Source organism: Streptomyces fildesensis (assembly GCF_016107395.1).
In the GTDB taxonomy this organism is placed as follows: Bacteria; Actinomycetota; Actinomycetes; order Streptomycetales; family Streptomycetaceae; genus Actinacidiphila; species Actinacidiphila fildesensis.
The window spans coordinates 45,892-60,436 of the sequence record NZ_JAAIKO010000011.1; the positions used below are offsets into that span (position 1 = coordinate 45,892).

Sequence of the window (14,545 nt, forward strand, 5' to 3'; positions counted from 1 at the left end):
TTCGGGCGGGTGGGGCGGGCGAGCGGGGGCCGCCTGCGTGCCGGCCGGAGAAGTACGCGGTTGCTCCGGGTCAGGGCTGCGCGCCCACGAGCCCCGCCAGTTGCCCCAGGGTGGTCACCTCCCGCAGGTCGGCCTGGGTGAACAGCGCGTCGAACTCCTCCTGCAGGTCGACGGCCATCTCGACGAGCAGGAAGCTGTCGGCGGCGAGGTCCCGCAGGTTCGTCTCGGGCGTCAGGGTGTCGACGGGAACGGAAAGCGTCGCGCTGATGCGGTGGGCGACGTCCTCGAAGGTGACGGAGGGCACGGTTGAGGTCCTTACGGAGGTGATCGGGGGACGGTGGAAGGCCGCGGCCACGGCCACGGACAGCCGGGCATCACCGAACCGGGCGGCGGTGTAGCCGAAGACGGTGTCGTGCGGCGGACGCCGCCGGGCACGGCCGGAGCCGGCCGCGGGGTCGTCGGTGGTGTAGTCGAGAAGGACGGTGTGCCGGTTGGCCGGATCTGCCTTGTACAGCGCCTCCTTGACCGTCCACAGCCGTACGTGTTCTGCGGCGCGGGCGCTCTCGGGAACGGTGTCGAGCCAGGAGCGTTCGCGTTCGTCGAGAAAGAAGCGCGCGGTCTCCCGGCGCGCATCGCGGGCCGTTTCGAGATCGACCCCGACCCCCACCACACCCCCGGCCGGAACCGCCAGACCCGCGGCCACGGCTGCTCCCCCGATGTGGGAGAGCGACAGACGGCGGTGCGGAAAGGCGTAGGCGGTCGTGTCGGCCGGCAGCCCCAGTACCCCGAGCAGGGTGCGCAGGGCATGCCGGGAGATCAGCCACTGCTCCCGCTGCACCCGGCCGGTGAGTGCGGCGAACCGCGCGCTCTCCGGCCCGGTCAGCGCGGCGGGAGCCAGCGGTCGCCGGGTCCATACGGCAAGCACCGTCGTTCCGCCTCGGACCGGGTTCGCCGCGGGGCTGGTCACGGCGTGCCCTCGGCGAAGGGCGGATCTTCGAAGGGCAGCTCGGGGCCGCCCAGGAACGAGATGCGTTCGCCGTACTCCGCGAGGGTCTTCGCGTAGACCTCCTCGTCGGCCGCGGTGAAGCGAGCCAGGGTGGAGTCGATGTACTCCTGGCCGTACCGGCCCGCCATCTCCTCCAGGGCGTCCCTGACGTACTTCACGTGCCAGCGCTCGTCCTCCATGATCGTCTCGATGGTCCGCCGGACCCGCGGATGGGTGTCCCCGGCCCGCAGATGGCGGCGGTACTGGGCGATCACCCGCTTCTCGAAGACCTGGGTGACCGCCATGACCTCCATGAGGTTGGCGGGCAGGCCGACGGCCTCCAGATACTGGTCCTGGTAACTGCCGGACAACTTCGTCGCCGGGTGACCGAGGTCCTCGATGCAACGGGTCCAGTACTTCGCGTGGTTGGCCTCGTCGGCGAAGTGGTGGGTCACGTTCGCCTGGAGCGGGCCGCCGCGCAGGGTGCGGGCGACCCGGCCGAAGAACAGGGCACCGTTGATCTCGGACGAGCGGTAGTAGCTCAGCAGCCACAGGTCGTTCTCGGAAAGGGTCACGATGTCTCCTCGGGCCGGCGGCCCCACTTCGAGGTGACCAGCCGGGTGCAGGTGGCCTCGGTCAGCGCGTACGGATCGGGGGCCGCGTACGCGGGCCAGGCCGCGCGCAGCGCTTCGTTGCGGAACGTCTTCGGCAGATAGAGCTGGGCGGCGAAGGGTGAGACCGACGCGAGTGACTGGTGGAGCGGCCCGGCGCGCAGCCCGGTGGCGGCGTGCAGCAGGTCGTCGAAGCTCTCCCGGTCGCAGGGGACGGGCCGGATCAGGCCCCGCCGCCGGAATCCCGAGTCTCGTTCGAAGACGCTGAAGGCGAGGTCGACGAGCTCCCCGAGGGTCGGCGTCCGCGCCGGGTCGGGGCAGACGTGGTAGACACCGTCGGCGACCGCGGGATCGAGCAGGCGGGTGACCGCGGAGACGGTGAAGGCGGCCGTCGCGAGGGAGAGCGGGGTCTTCTCGTCCCCCGGCAGCAGCGACAGCAGCCCGTAGTGGAAGAGCTTGAGCGTGTTGTGGAAGACGTTGTACTGCGTGACGTGCCCGCTGTCGTCGTCGGCGATGACCGTGGGCAGCCGCAGTACGGAGACCGGCATCTCCCCTGCCGCGCCCAGGAGTTGTTCCTCGGCCGCCCACTTCGACCACTCGTAGTGGTTGACGAAGCCGGCGTCCGGGAGCCGCTCCTCCGCGATGTCGCCCTGATGGCTGCCTGCGGCGTACAGCGTGGACAGCAGGGCGAACCGCTGCAGGTTCTCGCACCGTCCCGCGAAGGCCCGCAGCCGAACGGCGCCCGCCACGTTGATGTCGGCGGCGATATCGCGCTCGACGTTGAAGCGGGTGACGGCTGCCCCGTGGACGATGCGGGTGACCACACCCGGATCGACGTCGGACAGCAGGCTGTCGTGGCGGACGTCCGCCGCCACACACCGGGTACGCCCTGCGGCGTCCGGTCCCAGTTCCTCCGCCAGCCGCTCCCACTTGCTGTCGAGTTCGATTGCGGAGGCGGCACGGACGGCCAGGATCAGGTCGTCGTCCCCGTCGTCGAGCAGTGCGGCGGCAAGCCGGCGGCCCAGGTAGCCGTCCGCGCCGGTGATGACCGTGGTTCCCCTCACTCCGCCCCTCCCCGCAGCTTCGCCAGGACCGTCGTCGCCGCGTCCTCCAGGGCGGGCCAGGAAGCGGGGTCGAGGCCGTGGCGGTCGGTGAGGGCGAACAGCCAGCGTTCGAGGCCGAAGGCGAGGCAGCTGCTGTCGCCGGCCCGGCCGTCGCGGGTGATGCCGAAGCCGGACCCGAAGTGGTCGTGGTGCCGGTTGACCGAGGCGATGGCCAGGTCACCGCCGTACGTGGCCTCGTACTTCACCGGCTGGACGCGCTGCAGCAGATGGCGCGGGTTGTCCTCGGGCCGGAAGAACGGGTCGGTCGCCGTGAGCCACTCCAGGTCCAGGTCGATCAGCCCGAAGAACAGGTCGAGGGCGGTCCTGGCCCGGTCGAGGAAGGCGACCGTCTCGGCGGCGGTGCCGACGCAGACGATCTCCCGCATCGTGAAGCTGCTCAGCCGCCGCAGCGGCACGTAGTGCGTCTCCTGCCGGAAACAGATGTTACGTGTCGTCAGGTACAGCGCCTGGTCGAGCACTTCGCCCTGATGGCCGCTGTAGAGGTGATAGCAGGCCGCAGGGGTCAGGACCTCGGTGACCGGTGAGAGCCCGGACAGTTCGACCCGCCCGTCCTCGTCCATGACGGGGCCGGTGAGGAAGGCGTCGATGTTCGGCTCCTCGGGGCTCAGCCGGGCCACGAAGGTCGCCTGGTGCGGGAAGGAGCGGAGGTAGCCGACCTGCTGCAGCCGTTCGGCGGGCAGTGACGCGGGGTGCCGCTCCTCCTCCGCGTCCCAGAGGGAGGCGAGCCGCACGAAGGCGCGGTCGCACTCCTCGGCGAGCCGCAACAGCGGGCCGCGCAGGGCCGCCTGCCCGGACGGCTGCCAGGAAAGGCCGATACCGTGCAGAGCGGCGAGCCGTTCGGAGCCGGCCGCGCCCGCTGCCGCGCGCTTCACGGCGTCACCCCCGCTCCGCCGAACCGGTCCACCATCGTGTGGATGTCACGGAAGTCCCCGGGCCGCAGGTCCTCCACTTCGATCGGTGCGGCGCGCAGCCGTTCCAGGAGCAGCAGGAGTTCCGGCAGGTGCACGGACCTCAGATGCCGCTCCTCGAACAGCGGCGTCCGGTCCGTCAGGCCGTCGGCGGACAACTCGGGGGCCTTGGTGAGGACCCAGGACCTGAGCAGGTCCCGGATCTCCTGGTCAGAACGCATCGGCCGGCTCCTTGTCGAGAATCCCCGCCTCGGTGAGGAAGGACAGCACCTTTGTCGACACCGCACGCCGGTGGGCACGCTGCGCCGGTGCGGACCAGGCCCGCTCGGCGACCTCCCAGGGATCGTCGAGCCCGGCGTCGGCGTAGACGTCGGGGTTGTAGTACTCGCGCCAGCTGACGACGAAGAACTGCTCCAGCTGACGGCGCAGGTCGGCCACCGTGTCGTCGCCCCATGAGGGGACGCAGGCTCCCCACAGCGCGGTGACCAGCTGACGGCCGAAGACCAGGTGCCGTGATTCCTCGACGTGATGGTTGTCGTTGATGAACCGCGCCACGGGGTGCAACCGGGCGTCCCGGGCCTGGACCCAGTTGTAGCGGTCCACGATCTCCTCGAAGATCATGGTCTTGGCGAAGAAGAGGAAGTCCTCGACGCTCTGCGAACGGGTCTCCTCCAGTGCGAACTGACGGCTCCGGTACACCTTCGCGTACCGGGTGCAGAAGCCGCCGAAGTAGATGCTGTGCTTGTTCTCCTCGTCGAGGAAGTGGTGCAGATACTCCGAGACGTCCACCAGGTCCTTGCGGTACAGCCGCTGCGCCAGGCCCTGCATCAGGCCCTTCTCGCCGTGGATGTTGAGGCTGTAGAAGTTGACGGCCTCGTGAAAGGCCAGCCGCCGCCTGGCGGGCTCGTCGAGCGTGTCCCACAACGGGGTGCCGTACAGGCTCACGTACTCCGGTGAGCTGAACCAGTCATCCTCGGGCCGGACCTCCGCCGGCCACTGCCGCAGCGTGATGTAGGGGTTCTGGTAGGAGCGCTTCGAGAGGTGGCTGAGCCTGCTCACGGTGTCACCGAGCGAGGCGATGGCCTCGGCGAGCCGGGGCTTCGGAGCATTCGCTGTACTACTCACACTGTCCTCATCTGACGTGTCGTGTCGGTTCGCGTACCGGTGGCAGGCGGTCCGGGCGGATCCGCCCGGACGCTGCGGCCGCGGGCGTTGCGGCCGCGGACGCTCCTCCGGCTCACGCTGCGAAGGACTCGGTGGCCTGCAGGATCACGCACTGCCAGTTCAGACCGAATCCGGCCATGACGAGCGCGACGTACTGACCGGGCCGCAGCCGGCCGGAAGCGATGAGTTCCGCGAGGTTGATGATGTTGTCGGCGGAGATGACGTGCCCCACGTCCCGCATGGACGAGAAGAAGACCTTCCCGGCGTCCACCCCGAGCAGCCGGGCCAGGATCTGCCAGGCCTTGTCGTTGGTGTTCTGGGTGACGACCCAGTCGAGGTCCGCGGCCGACAGCCCGGCGCGGGTCAGGGTCTCGCGCACCAGCCGGTGGGTGTACGCGAAGTACATGCCGACCGTCTCGTCGTCATCCGCCTGTCCGAGGCCGCCGTTGGTGATCTGGTGTGCTGTCACCAGGCGGAACGCGGCGGGTTCCCGGCTGACGACGCACGCTGCGGCGCCGTCGGAGATGAGGTTGTAGGCCTGCTCGTAACGGGCTCCCTCCGGGAAGCGGTCGGCCGTCACGCACAGCACCCGCTCCCAGTCCTCCTCGGCCCGGAGCATCGCCCCGGCCAGCCGCAGGGAGCCCAGCATCGCCGTGCACGCCTGCTGGTTGAGCCCGATGACGACGGCCTTCCCGAGCCCGAAGTCGGCCTGCAGCCGGCCGGCGGGAAAGTCCATGAGGTGCTTCACGTCCCGGCTGCGCTCCCACGCGGCCGGGTCTCCGGCGTTGCCGTTGCCGGGCAGGCACGTCGCGTAGACGATCGCGTCCACGTCGCCCAGCCGGCCGGAGTCGGCGAGTTGCGCGGTGACGTTCCTCGCCAGGTCGTAGGCGCCGGTCGTCGGTTCACAGACGTGGTGCCAGCGGAAACCGGCCGACTCCAGGTCCTGCGCCGAGGACATCAGGTGCCCCGCGGCGCCGGTCTCGCTGACATGGGCTTTGCGTTCGCCCAGTGCGTGGACGAACGAGTCGACGAATACGTCGGTCACAGCATCTCTCCCAGCAGGCACTCGGGGACCATGGGCCGTGCCGGGGTCCTTGCCGTCTGCCGCGTTGCGGACGGGACCGTCGGCCCGAGAGGGTCGGCCGCTCATCTGGAAGCCGGGCCATGAACCGGCGGTGAAGCCGGCCACGTGTGCGTGTTCCCCCGCCTCCAGGGTCGCGTGCGCCGATGCCGGAGTCGATGGCCGCCTGCTGCGGATTTCCGCGACCCGGCTGTGCGCCGAGCACAACGCACCAGGTCAGGAGCGGTTCACCAGATCGGAAAGGTCAGGAGCGGCGCATCGCGTCCGGGCGCTCAGGGGCAGCGCACGGCCACCAGTGCCATCCGGCAGGCGAGTTGGTGCCGGTCGTCGTCGAGCATGCTGCCGGTGAGCGTCTCGATGCGGCGCAGCCGGTTGAGCACGGTGTTGCGATGGCAGTGCAGCTCGTCGGCGGCCCTGGCTGCCGAGCAGCCGCCGCGGAACCAGGCGTCCAGGGTCGCGAGCAGCAGGTCGCGTTCCTCCTGAGGGCAGTCGAGCAGCCTTCCGAAGGTGTGGCGGGCCAGCCGCTGGGCGACGTGCGGACTGGTCACCACGAGGGCTTCCAGCAGGTGGTCGTCGAAGGCAGCGACGCCATCGGTGGCCGCGGGCAGGGTCTGCAGTGCGGTCTCGGCGCAGTGGTAGGCGGTGGCGATGTCGGAGAGACTGTCGACCTCGCAGGAGATTCCCACCCGCCGGCCCACGCCGGACGAGAGCGCTTCGACCAGCCGCCCCAGCGAGGTGCTGCCCAGTTCCAGCAGTCCGATGTGCCGGTCGGTGCGCCTGCGCCAGACGGCCAGGACCGTATGGGAGGGCAGGGCGTGACGCAGCGCGCGCGGCGTCCCGCTCCCGAAGCCGTCGGCGTCGTGTTGCCCGTTCGGCGCCGTCTCGTCGGCCATGGTGATCACGACGAACCGGCCGCGCGCGGGAAGGCCGAGAGTCACCTGCGCCTCGGCCGCGACCACCGGCTCGACGCCGCGGCCCTCGATCAGCGCGTCGATCACCGTCTCACGGCGTGCGCTGCTGCGGCGCTGGGCGTCGGCCTCCGCCACGCGGTGCCCCTCGACGAAAGCCTGCGAGTAGCTGTCGAGCGCATCCCACACGGGGCCGCTCTCGTCGAGGAGCCGCTGCAGCACTTCCGGGGACAGCGCCCGGGCCTCGTCGAACAGCTTCTCCCAGAGCAGTTGGGTGGCCAGCCGGTGGACGCGGAGCAGGGACTCGACCGACACGCCTTCCTGGGCGCGGTAGTGTCCCCACGCCATCGGGACGGCCAGCGGATTGCTGTCGGCGGGCGGCTTCCCCGCGAGGATCCGCAGGAACCCGAGGACGTTCTCGTGGAGGGAACGGCGTATTTCGGACCCTGGTACGAGCTCCAGATGCCGTACTCCCCTGCCCACGGTCAGTTCCATGAGCTCTTCCACCAGGTGGGGAAGCTGTCGCAGCAGACCCTCGGCGAGGCCGCGCACCACCGGGGTGGGGCCGCTCCTGTCCCCCTGCGGAGAAGGGAGCCGCAGTATCTCCCCCTGACCTCCGGCCGGGGTGGCGCCGTGGACGGCGCTCTGCACGGCGCTCCGGGCGGATGCGAAATCCGCGTCGACGGCCGGATGCGCGCGGCCCGGTAACTCCTCCAGCCGGCCGTCCCGGGTCCTGCCCGGCGGTCCCGCCGCGATCCGGACTTCCGGGGAGCCGGACGCCTCCGGCGCGGCCGTGTCCCGCGAGCCGGGATACGACCTGTGCCCCAAGTGCTGCTTCCCCACGGACGCGGTACCCCTGGTGGACATCGACATGGCCCTTCCGGTCGTTCAGCGGACGGCGACGGCGCCTTCGCGCACGCGCCTCGGACGACTGCCGGCCGGCGGGCCCGGTCGCGCGATGCTCGGCGCGGCGCCCACCAGGGCTGCACCGCCGTGCCCACCAGCGGCGGCCGGGATCACCGGGCCGCTGACCGCTTTGTCGGGAAACGCAACGGGGGCACAAGGCTGTACGGCGTCCGGCCGGGCGGTTCCCACCCCCGGACGCCCGAGCAGTCTCGCAGCATGTTTATCACCCTCTGGAACAACCAAGTTACCGAACGGTATCGAACCAGCCGCATCCTGCGGCGCGATGCGCTACGTTCAACTGACGCCCGGTGCGCGTGGGGTGACGTTCCCTCCGCCGATCGCACTCACGCCACTCCGCGGTCGCGGTTTCGGCGGAGCATAAGGATTCCTAAAGCCGACCTCATGTTCCTGTGAAGGTTCCGCCGCCGAAATGTCGCCGGGATTCGGTTTCCAGAGGTCTAGACCTCCAGTGCAATGTCACTGCAATACCGAGGCGCAGCAGAGACTCCTCGTCCGTGACCGTGCGTCAGTTCGGCCATTCGGCGCCCCATCGGCACCTTTCGCCCCTCCTATAGCAACGAAATCCGTGTGGATGAACGGGCGTTCGATGTGGCAGTGTCCCGCCGCAACGCAGTCCAGACCCAAGGATGGGATGAACTTGTTGCAGCTCAATGATCGAGGCGAGCACCGGCGCCGCTCGGCGGCCAAGAGACGGACGCTCCTCGCCATCGCGCTGGCCTCCGCCACGCTCGTCGCCGGTGGCGTCACCGCACTCGCCACCACGGGCGGCATCGGCGGCACGACCCAGCAGGTGGACTCCGCATCCCCGCAGGCGCTGGACGACGTTCCGCCCGACGAGCCGCGCAAGGGCATGGTGTACAAGGGCCTGGAAGCCGCCCCCGAGGACAGTGCGTGTGTCGGCGGCTTCGAGGTCGAGGGCGTCAAGCAGTGCACGCACGGCCCCGACTCACCGCCCAAGGGCGTGGACATCACCAAGGACACGCCTCCTGCCGTCAAGGCGGCCGTGGTGTCCTCCATACCCAAGGCCGGTGGCGGCAAGGCCCCGGGCGGCGCCGAGTTGCTCTCGGACGTGCCCGCGACGCTGGACGCCGCCCACCCCGGCAAGGCCATCGCCTCGGCGCCGCCCGCCTCGACGGGCACCACGGGAACCGCCGCCAAGAGCGCCGCGGCGCAGGACGCGGCGTCGGCCGTGATCTGTGACGGCGACGGGTCGACCGGCAACCGCGTCCAGGTCGTCTACGCGCACGGCCCCGGCGCGAACCGGTTCGCCGAGTACCTTCCCTCGTTCAAGAAATGGGCGCACGACTCCGACGTCATCTACAACGCGAGCGCGACGGAGACCGGCGGTGTGCGGCACATCCGCTACGTCACCGAGTCCGACTGCACCGTCGCGGTACTCAACCTCGAAGTGCCGGCTTCCGCGATGCAGGACTTCAGCGCCACCAACCAGGCGCTGGCGGCCCAGGGCCTGAACCGCCGCGACCGCAAGTACATGATCTTCGCGGACTCCAACGTCTACTGCGGCATCGGCAGCTTCGCGGGCGACGAGCGTCCCGGCCCGGAGAACTCCAGCAACTTCGGCCCCTCCTACGGCCGGACGGACTCCGGCTGCTGGGGAGGTTCGACGCCCGCCCACGAACTCGGCCACAACCTCGGCGCGGTCAACAACAGCGCCCCGCACACCAGCCGTGGCGGCCACTGCGTGGACGAGTGGGACATCATGTGCTACTCGGACACGCCGTACTACCCGCAGATGCAGATCCACTGCCCGAACCGCAGCAGCGACGACCGGCTCGACTGCAATCACGACGACTACTTCAACACCAACCCGCAGCCGGGCAGCTATCTGACGACGCACTGGAACATCGCCAACAACCAGTTCCTGCTCAGCAACGGCGGCAGCAACCCCAATCCCAACCCGACGCCGAGCCCGACGCCTTCCCCCACCAGGACGACCGGGCCGACGCCGAACCCGACCACCACGACGCCCGACCCGAACCCGACGACCGGTCCTGATGTCGTCGTGAGCCAGGTGACGCAGAACTCCGCGGTGCTCACCTGGAAGCCGGCCTCCGGCGCCACCGGGTACGACCTGCTGCTGGACCAGAAGGCCATCGGCAACGTCAAGGCCACCACCGTGCGCGTGGTCAGCCTGAAGCCCGGCACGCAGTACAAGGTCGCCGTAGCCGTGCACGGCGCGGACGGCAAGGTCTCCGCGCCCGGTCGCCAGGCGGCGTTCCGTACCCAGCCGGCCGGCGGAACCACGGCCGGCCCGGTCGAGCCCGGCAAGCGCTACCTGATGCTGAACAGCTTCACCGGACAGGCCGCCGACATGTACGGCGCCTCCCGTGCCAACGGTGCGGTGCTCATCGGCTACCAGCGCCACGGCTACACCAACCAGCAGTGGCTGTTCGAGAACGTCGGCGGCGGTTACGTCCGGGTCAAGTCCGCGGTCTCCGGCAAGTGCCTGCAGATCGGCGGGAAGCCGGTCGCGGGTCAGTGGATCGCCCAGCAGCCGTGCGGCACCGCCGCGTCGCAAGCGTGGAAGATCACTGCCAACGCCACCGGCTACACGCTCGGCGTCAAGGGCTCCCCGCTCGTCCTCGGCGTGAGCAACCGCGACTACTACGGCGGGGCGTTGCTGGAACTGCAGCAGCCCGGCAACCAGGCCTGGCAGCGCTGGACGTTCCAGCAGTCCACGTCCTGACGACGGCCGGAACCACATGAACTGACGGGCCCGCCCCACCGGGCGGGCCCGTCGGCACTCCTGTGGGCCCTCCCGCCGCCCGTCCCGCCGTGTCTCCCGATCCTCCCGAAAGCCGGTCCCCGATGCCCCTCCCGTCCCTCCGCCTGCTCCGGCCGCTCACGGCCGCACTGCTGATCGCCCTCACCACCCTGCTGTCGCTGCTGCCCACGGGCCCGGCGTCCGCCCACGGGGACACCATCCACCTGGAGATCACCGGCAATGCGGAGGGCCGCCTGACGGTCACGGCCACCTGGGACGAGGACCACCACCCCGTGGACGAGAAGGTCGCCGCGACGCTGCAGGCGACGGCGGCGGACGGCCGGCAGGTCGGGCCGTGGGCCCTCACCCCGCTGGACATGGCGCAGGGCACCTACACCGTCGCCGTACCGCTGCCGCCCGGCACCTGGCAGATCGCGGCGGAGTCCGCGTTCCCGGCCATCGGCGCCGGTAGGACCACCCTCAAGGTCACAGCCGTTCCGGGCCGCCCGGCGCCCAGCACGTCCGCCACCACGCCTGCTCCGCCGGTCTCCGCCTCCGCAGCCCCGGCCCCCGGCCACCCCACCGCGGCCGCCGGCACCGGCGATGACGGATCGTCGTCCGCCCTGCTGACAGCGGCCATCGCCGCAGCGGTCATCGCGGCGGTCATCGCCGCCCTCCTGATCACCCGTCGTCGCCGATCGGGTCCCCAGGAGTAACAACGGGAACCTGTCTGGCGGGACGAGGCATCAGACAGGTTGCAGCGAAGGCGTTGCAGGCGAGGCGTTGAAGCGCTTCGACTGAACTCTGGACACCAGCTTGGGCCGCGTCTAGTGTCGATACGCGGCAGCTGTCACAGGACAGGGTCGCGAATGTTGTCGAAGCGCTTCAATCGATAGGTTGTCCTGTGCAACCCCTTCGCCCTCGTCGGATGGAGACCCTCCATGGCCACGCTCGCCGAGGTCGCCCGGCACGCCGGTGTCTCCGCCAGCACGGTGTCGTACGTTCTCAGCGGCAAGCGCTCGATCTCGGAGGGGACCCGCGACCGCGTCGAGCGCAGCATCCAGGAACTCGGCTACCACCCCAACGCGGGAGCCAGGGCGCTCGCCAGCAACCGGTCGCACATCGTGGCGCTCATGGTGCCGCTGCGGACGGACATGTACGTGCCGGTGATGATGGAGATCGCCATCGCCGTGGCCACCACGGCACGTCAGTACGGCCATGACGTGCTGCTGCTGACCGGCGAGGAGGGCCCCGCCGCCGTGCGACGGGTGATCGGGAGCGGGCTGGCGGACGCCATGATCGTGATGGATGTCGAACTGGAGGACGAACGCGTCCCGCTGCTGCGGGATTCGGTCCACCCGTCGGTCCTGATCGGGCTGCCGGCCGATCCCTCCGGACTGACCTGCGTCGACCTGGACTTCACCGCCACCGGAGAACTGTGCGGGGATCATCTCGCCGACCTCGGGTACCGCGACATCGCGGTGATCGGCGAGGCTCCCGCGGTCTACCAGCGGCACACCGGATTCGCCGAGCGCACGATGGAGGGGTTGCGCCGGCGCGCCCGTGAGCGGGACCTGCGGCTCATCCACCGCCCCTGCGACGGCAGCTACGAGTCCACCGCCGGGGTCCTGTCGCGCATCTTCGAGGAGCGGCCCCGCACCAGCGCCCTCGTGGTGCAGAACGAGTCGTCCGTCGGCCCCCTGCTCAGCCTGCTCCAGCAGCAGGGCCGGGCGGTCCCCGAGGACGTGTCGGTGATCGCGATCTGTCCCGACCAGGTCGCCGAGCAGGCTTCCGTACGGCTCACGTCGGTGGCCATCCCCGCCCAGGACATGGGGCGCCGGGCCGTCGAGCTGGTGATGGGCAAGCTGGAGGGCCGCGAGCCGCGACCGCTCACGCTGCTCCCGCCGCAGCTCACCGTGCGCGGCAGCACCGGGCCCGCACCCGCCGTCTGAGATCTTCCACTCTCCTCCCGGGTCCCGCAGCCCACGGCGCCGGACCGCGATGCCGCACGCCCTGAGATCCCTCGCGCTCTGAAGGAGACCCCACCGTGAGTCAGACTCCGCCCGCCGTGTCCCTCGCCCAGTCCTCACCCACGGCCGGCACGTTCAGCGAACGCGCGGGCGGCCTGGAGTGGACCGGACGCCAGGAGACACTGCGCGTCGAAGCCTGGGGCCCGGACGCGATAAGGGTACGGGCCCGGCTCGGCGGCCCGCTGCTCGACGATCTGCCCGGAGCCCTCCTGGACGAGCCGCCGTCCGCCCCGTCCGTGGCTATCAAGATCGAGGACGGCCACGCACTGCTGGTCAACGGCGCGATCACCGCGACCGTCGACGCGGAGGGCATGCTGCGCTTCCTGCGCACCGACAGCGGCGAGGAACTCCTCGCCGAGGAGCGGGCGCACTTCTGGTGGCCAGGACCGCGGCTGCGCACCGCGACCGGCAACGGCTACCACCGCATCGAGCAGCGCTTCCGCGCCTACGACGGTGAGCGGTTGTACGGGCTGGGCCAGCACCAGCACGGCCTGCTCGACCAGAAGGGCGCCGTCATCGACCTGGTGCAGCGCAACTCCGAGGTGACGATCCCCGTCCTCACCTCCAGCCGGGGATACACCTTCCTGTGGAACAATCCGGCGATCGGCCGCGTCGAACTGGCCGCCACCGGCACCCGCTGGGTCGCCGACAGCGCACGGCAGACCGACTACTGGATCACGGCGGGAGATCCGGCCGCCGCGCAGCGCCGCTACACCGCGGTCACCGGCCGCACCCCGATGCTCCCCGAATGGGCCGCCGGTTTCTGGCAGTGCAAACTGCGTTACCGCACCCAGGACGAACTGCTCGGCGTCGCCCGCGAGTACCGGCGGCGCGGCCTGCCGCTCGCCGTGATCGTCTGCGACTTCTTCCACTGGACGCACCTGGGCGAGTGGAAGTTCGACCCCGCCGAGTGGCCGGACCCCGCCGCGATGACCCGCGAACTCGCCGAGATGGGCGTGCAGCTGGCCGTCTCCGTCTGGCCGTCCGTCTCGCCGCTCAGCGAGACCCACCAGCCGATGGAGCAGGCCGGGCACTTCATCGGCACCGAGTACGGTCCGATGGCGCATGCCGACTGGCCGGACAAACAGGTCGCGGAGCCGGTCCAGGTGGCCTTCTACGACGCCACCAATCCGCATGCCCGTGCATACGTGTGGCAGCGGATCAAGGACAACTACCTCACCCCTTACGGCATCAAGGCGTTCTGGCTGGACGCCTGCGAGCCCGAGCTCAAGCCCGGACACGCCGCCAACCTCCGCTACCACGCGGGCCCCGGCCTGGAGGTCGGCAACCTGTATCCGCGCGAGAACTCCCGCACCTTCCACGAGGGCCTGCTCGCGGCCGGGGACGAGGAGGTGGTGACCCTCAACCGTTCCGCGTGGGCCGGCAGCCAGCGCTACGGCGCCGCCCTGTGGTCGGGCGACATCGGCACCGACTTCCCCACACTGCGCGACCAGGTGACGGCCGGACTGCATGTCGCGCTGTCCGGCATCCCCTGGTGGAACACTGACATCGGCGGCTTCCACGGCGGCGACCCGGACGACGGCGCCTACCGGGAGGTGCTGGTGCGCTGGTTCCAGTACGGCGCCTTCAGCCCGCTCTTCCGGCTGCACGGCTTCCGCGACCCCGGCATGCCGCTCGGACCCGACATGACCGGCGGCCCCAACGAGGTCTGGTCGTACGGCGAGGAGGCGTACGGGATCCTCACCGGCTACCTGCGGTTGCGTGAGCGCCTCAAGCCGTACCTGCTGGCGCAGATGCGCACCGCGCACGAGGACGGCGTCCCGCCGATGCGCCCGCTGTTCCTGGAATTCCCCGAGGACGAGACGGCCTGGGGCGTCGGTGACGCCTTCCTCCTCGGTCCCGACCTGCTGGTCGCCCCCGTGCTGGAGGCGGGTGCGCGCGAGCGCACCGTGTACCTCCCGCGCGGCGCGCGGTGGACCGATGCCTGGACCGGCGACGCGTACGAGGGCGGGCGGTCCGTGACGGTGCCCGCACCCCTGGAACGCATTCCGCTCTTCCTGCGGGACGGGGCGGAGCTCCCGATTCGCCCGTAGGGCCGCAGCGCAGCGCCCCCGGCGGTCG

At 70.6% G+C, this 14,545-nt stretch carries 12 protein-coding genes; 4 read left to right on the plus strand and 8 right to left on the minus strand.

Annotated elements, in window-relative coordinates:
* Window positions 1–70: 70 nt before the first annotated feature.
* The 8 genes from C6N31_RS18015 to C6N31_RS18050 all read right to left on the minus strand — a co-directional run bounded on the left by C6N31_RS18015 (window position 71) and on the right by C6N31_RS18050 (window position 7,648).
* Complete coding sequence (locus C6N31_RS18015) at window positions 71–967, minus strand: 4'-phosphopantetheinyl transferase superfamily protein (protein ID WP_198357829.1); 897 nt, start codon at window positions 965–967, stop codon at window positions 71–73.
* A complete protein-coding gene (locus tag C6N31_RS45920) occupies window positions 964–1,560 on the minus strand; it encodes a ferritin-like domain-containing protein (protein ID WP_138354581.1) in 597 nt (198 codons plus the stop codon). The genes C6N31_RS18015 and C6N31_RS45920 overlap by 4 nt, the downstream gene beginning before the upstream one ends.
* Window positions 1,557–2,660, minus strand: coding sequence for an SDR family oxidoreductase (locus C6N31_RS18025; RefSeq protein WP_138354580.1), 1,104 nt, complete (start codon window positions 2,658–2,660; stop codon window positions 1,557–1,559). The genes C6N31_RS45920 and C6N31_RS18025 overlap by 4 nt, the downstream gene beginning before the upstream one ends.
* Window positions 2,657–3,592: a class-II aminoacyl-tRNA synthetase family protein gene (locus C6N31_RS45925; protein ID WP_138354579.1), complete on the minus strand. Its 936-nt coding sequence runs from the start codon at window positions 3,590–3,592 to the stop codon at window positions 2,657–2,659. The genes C6N31_RS18025 and C6N31_RS45925 overlap by 4 nt, the downstream gene beginning before the upstream one ends.
* Entirely contained in the window at window positions 3,589–3,849 is a 261-nt protein-coding gene (locus tag C6N31_RS18035) for a hypothetical protein (RefSeq protein WP_138354578.1), read from the minus strand. Before C6N31_RS18035 ends, C6N31_RS45925 begins: the two co-directional genes overlap by 4 nt.
* The gene (locus C6N31_RS18040; RefSeq protein WP_138354577.1) at window positions 3,839–4,753 is read right to left on the minus strand and encodes a diiron oxygenase; all 915 of its coding nucleotides are present in this window, start codon (window positions 4,751–4,753) and stop codon (window positions 3,839–3,841) included. Before C6N31_RS18040 ends, C6N31_RS18035 begins: the two co-directional genes overlap by 11 nt.
* Before the next feature lie 112 nt (window positions 4,754–4,865).
* Window positions 4,866–5,837: a 3-oxoacyl-[acyl-carrier-protein] synthase III C-terminal domain-containing protein gene (locus C6N31_RS45590; protein ID WP_164292524.1), complete on the minus strand. Its 972-nt coding sequence runs from the start codon at window positions 5,835–5,837 to the stop codon at window positions 4,866–4,868.
* Between the two features lie 308 nt (window positions 5,838–6,145).
* Window positions 6,146–7,648, minus strand: a complete 1,503-nt coding sequence (locus C6N31_RS18050) for a PucR family transcriptional regulator (RefSeq protein WP_187144720.1) — start codon at window positions 7,646–7,648, stop codon at window positions 6,146–6,148.
* 691 nt (window positions 7,649–8,339) lie between these two features.
* Between C6N31_RS18050 and C6N31_RS18055 the strand changes: the two genes are divergently transcribed.
* The 4 genes from C6N31_RS18055 (at window position 8,340) to C6N31_RS18070 (ending at window position 14,517) form a co-directional block, all read left to right on the plus strand.
* A complete protein-coding gene (locus tag C6N31_RS18055) occupies window positions 8,340–10,415 on the plus strand; it encodes an RICIN domain-containing protein (protein ID WP_232485350.1) in 2,076 nt (691 codons plus the stop codon).
* A 122-nt stretch (window positions 10,416–10,537) separates the two neighbouring features.
* The gene (locus C6N31_RS18060; protein ID WP_138354574.1) at window positions 10,538–11,149 is read left to right on the plus strand and encodes a hypothetical protein; all 612 of its coding nucleotides are present in this window, start codon (window positions 10,538–10,540) and stop codon (window positions 11,147–11,149) included.
* 225 nt (window positions 11,150–11,374) lie between these two features.
* Window positions 11,375–12,385 (plus strand): LacI family DNA-binding transcriptional regulator, encoded by a 1,011-nt coding sequence (locus C6N31_RS18065; protein ID WP_138354573.1) that lies wholly within the window; start codon window positions 11,375–11,377, stop codon window positions 12,383–12,385.
* Window positions 12,386–12,480: 95 nt separating this feature from the next.
* Complete coding sequence (locus C6N31_RS18070) at window positions 12,481–14,517, plus strand: glycoside hydrolase family 31 protein (protein ID WP_198357830.1); 2,037 nt, start codon at window positions 12,481–12,483, stop codon at window positions 14,515–14,517.
* The last annotated feature ends 28 nt before the right edge of the window (window positions 14,518–14,545 follow it).

Excerpts from the sequence above, each read along its gene's own strand:
- C6N31_RS18035 (WP_138354578.1), bottom strand. The coding sequence starts at position 3,849 with ATGCGTTCTGACCAGGAGATCCGGGACCTGCTCAGGTCCTGGGTCCTC.
- C6N31_RS18060 (WP_138354574.1), top strand. The coding sequence starts at position 10,538 with ATGCCCCTCCCGTCCCTCCGCCTGCTCCGGCCGCTCACGGCCGCACTG.
- C6N31_RS18050 (WP_187144720.1), bottom strand. The coding sequence starts at position 7,648 with ATGTCCACCAGGGGTACCGCGTCCGTGGGGAAGCAGCACTTGGGGCAC.
- C6N31_RS18055 (WP_232485350.1), top strand. The coding sequence starts at position 8,340 with ATGAACTTGTTGCAGCTCAATGATCGAGGCGAGCACCGGCGCCGCTCG.
- C6N31_RS18065 (WP_138354573.1), top strand. The coding sequence starts at position 11,375 with ATGGCCACGCTCGCCGAGGTCGCCCGGCACGCCGGTGTCTCCGCCAGC.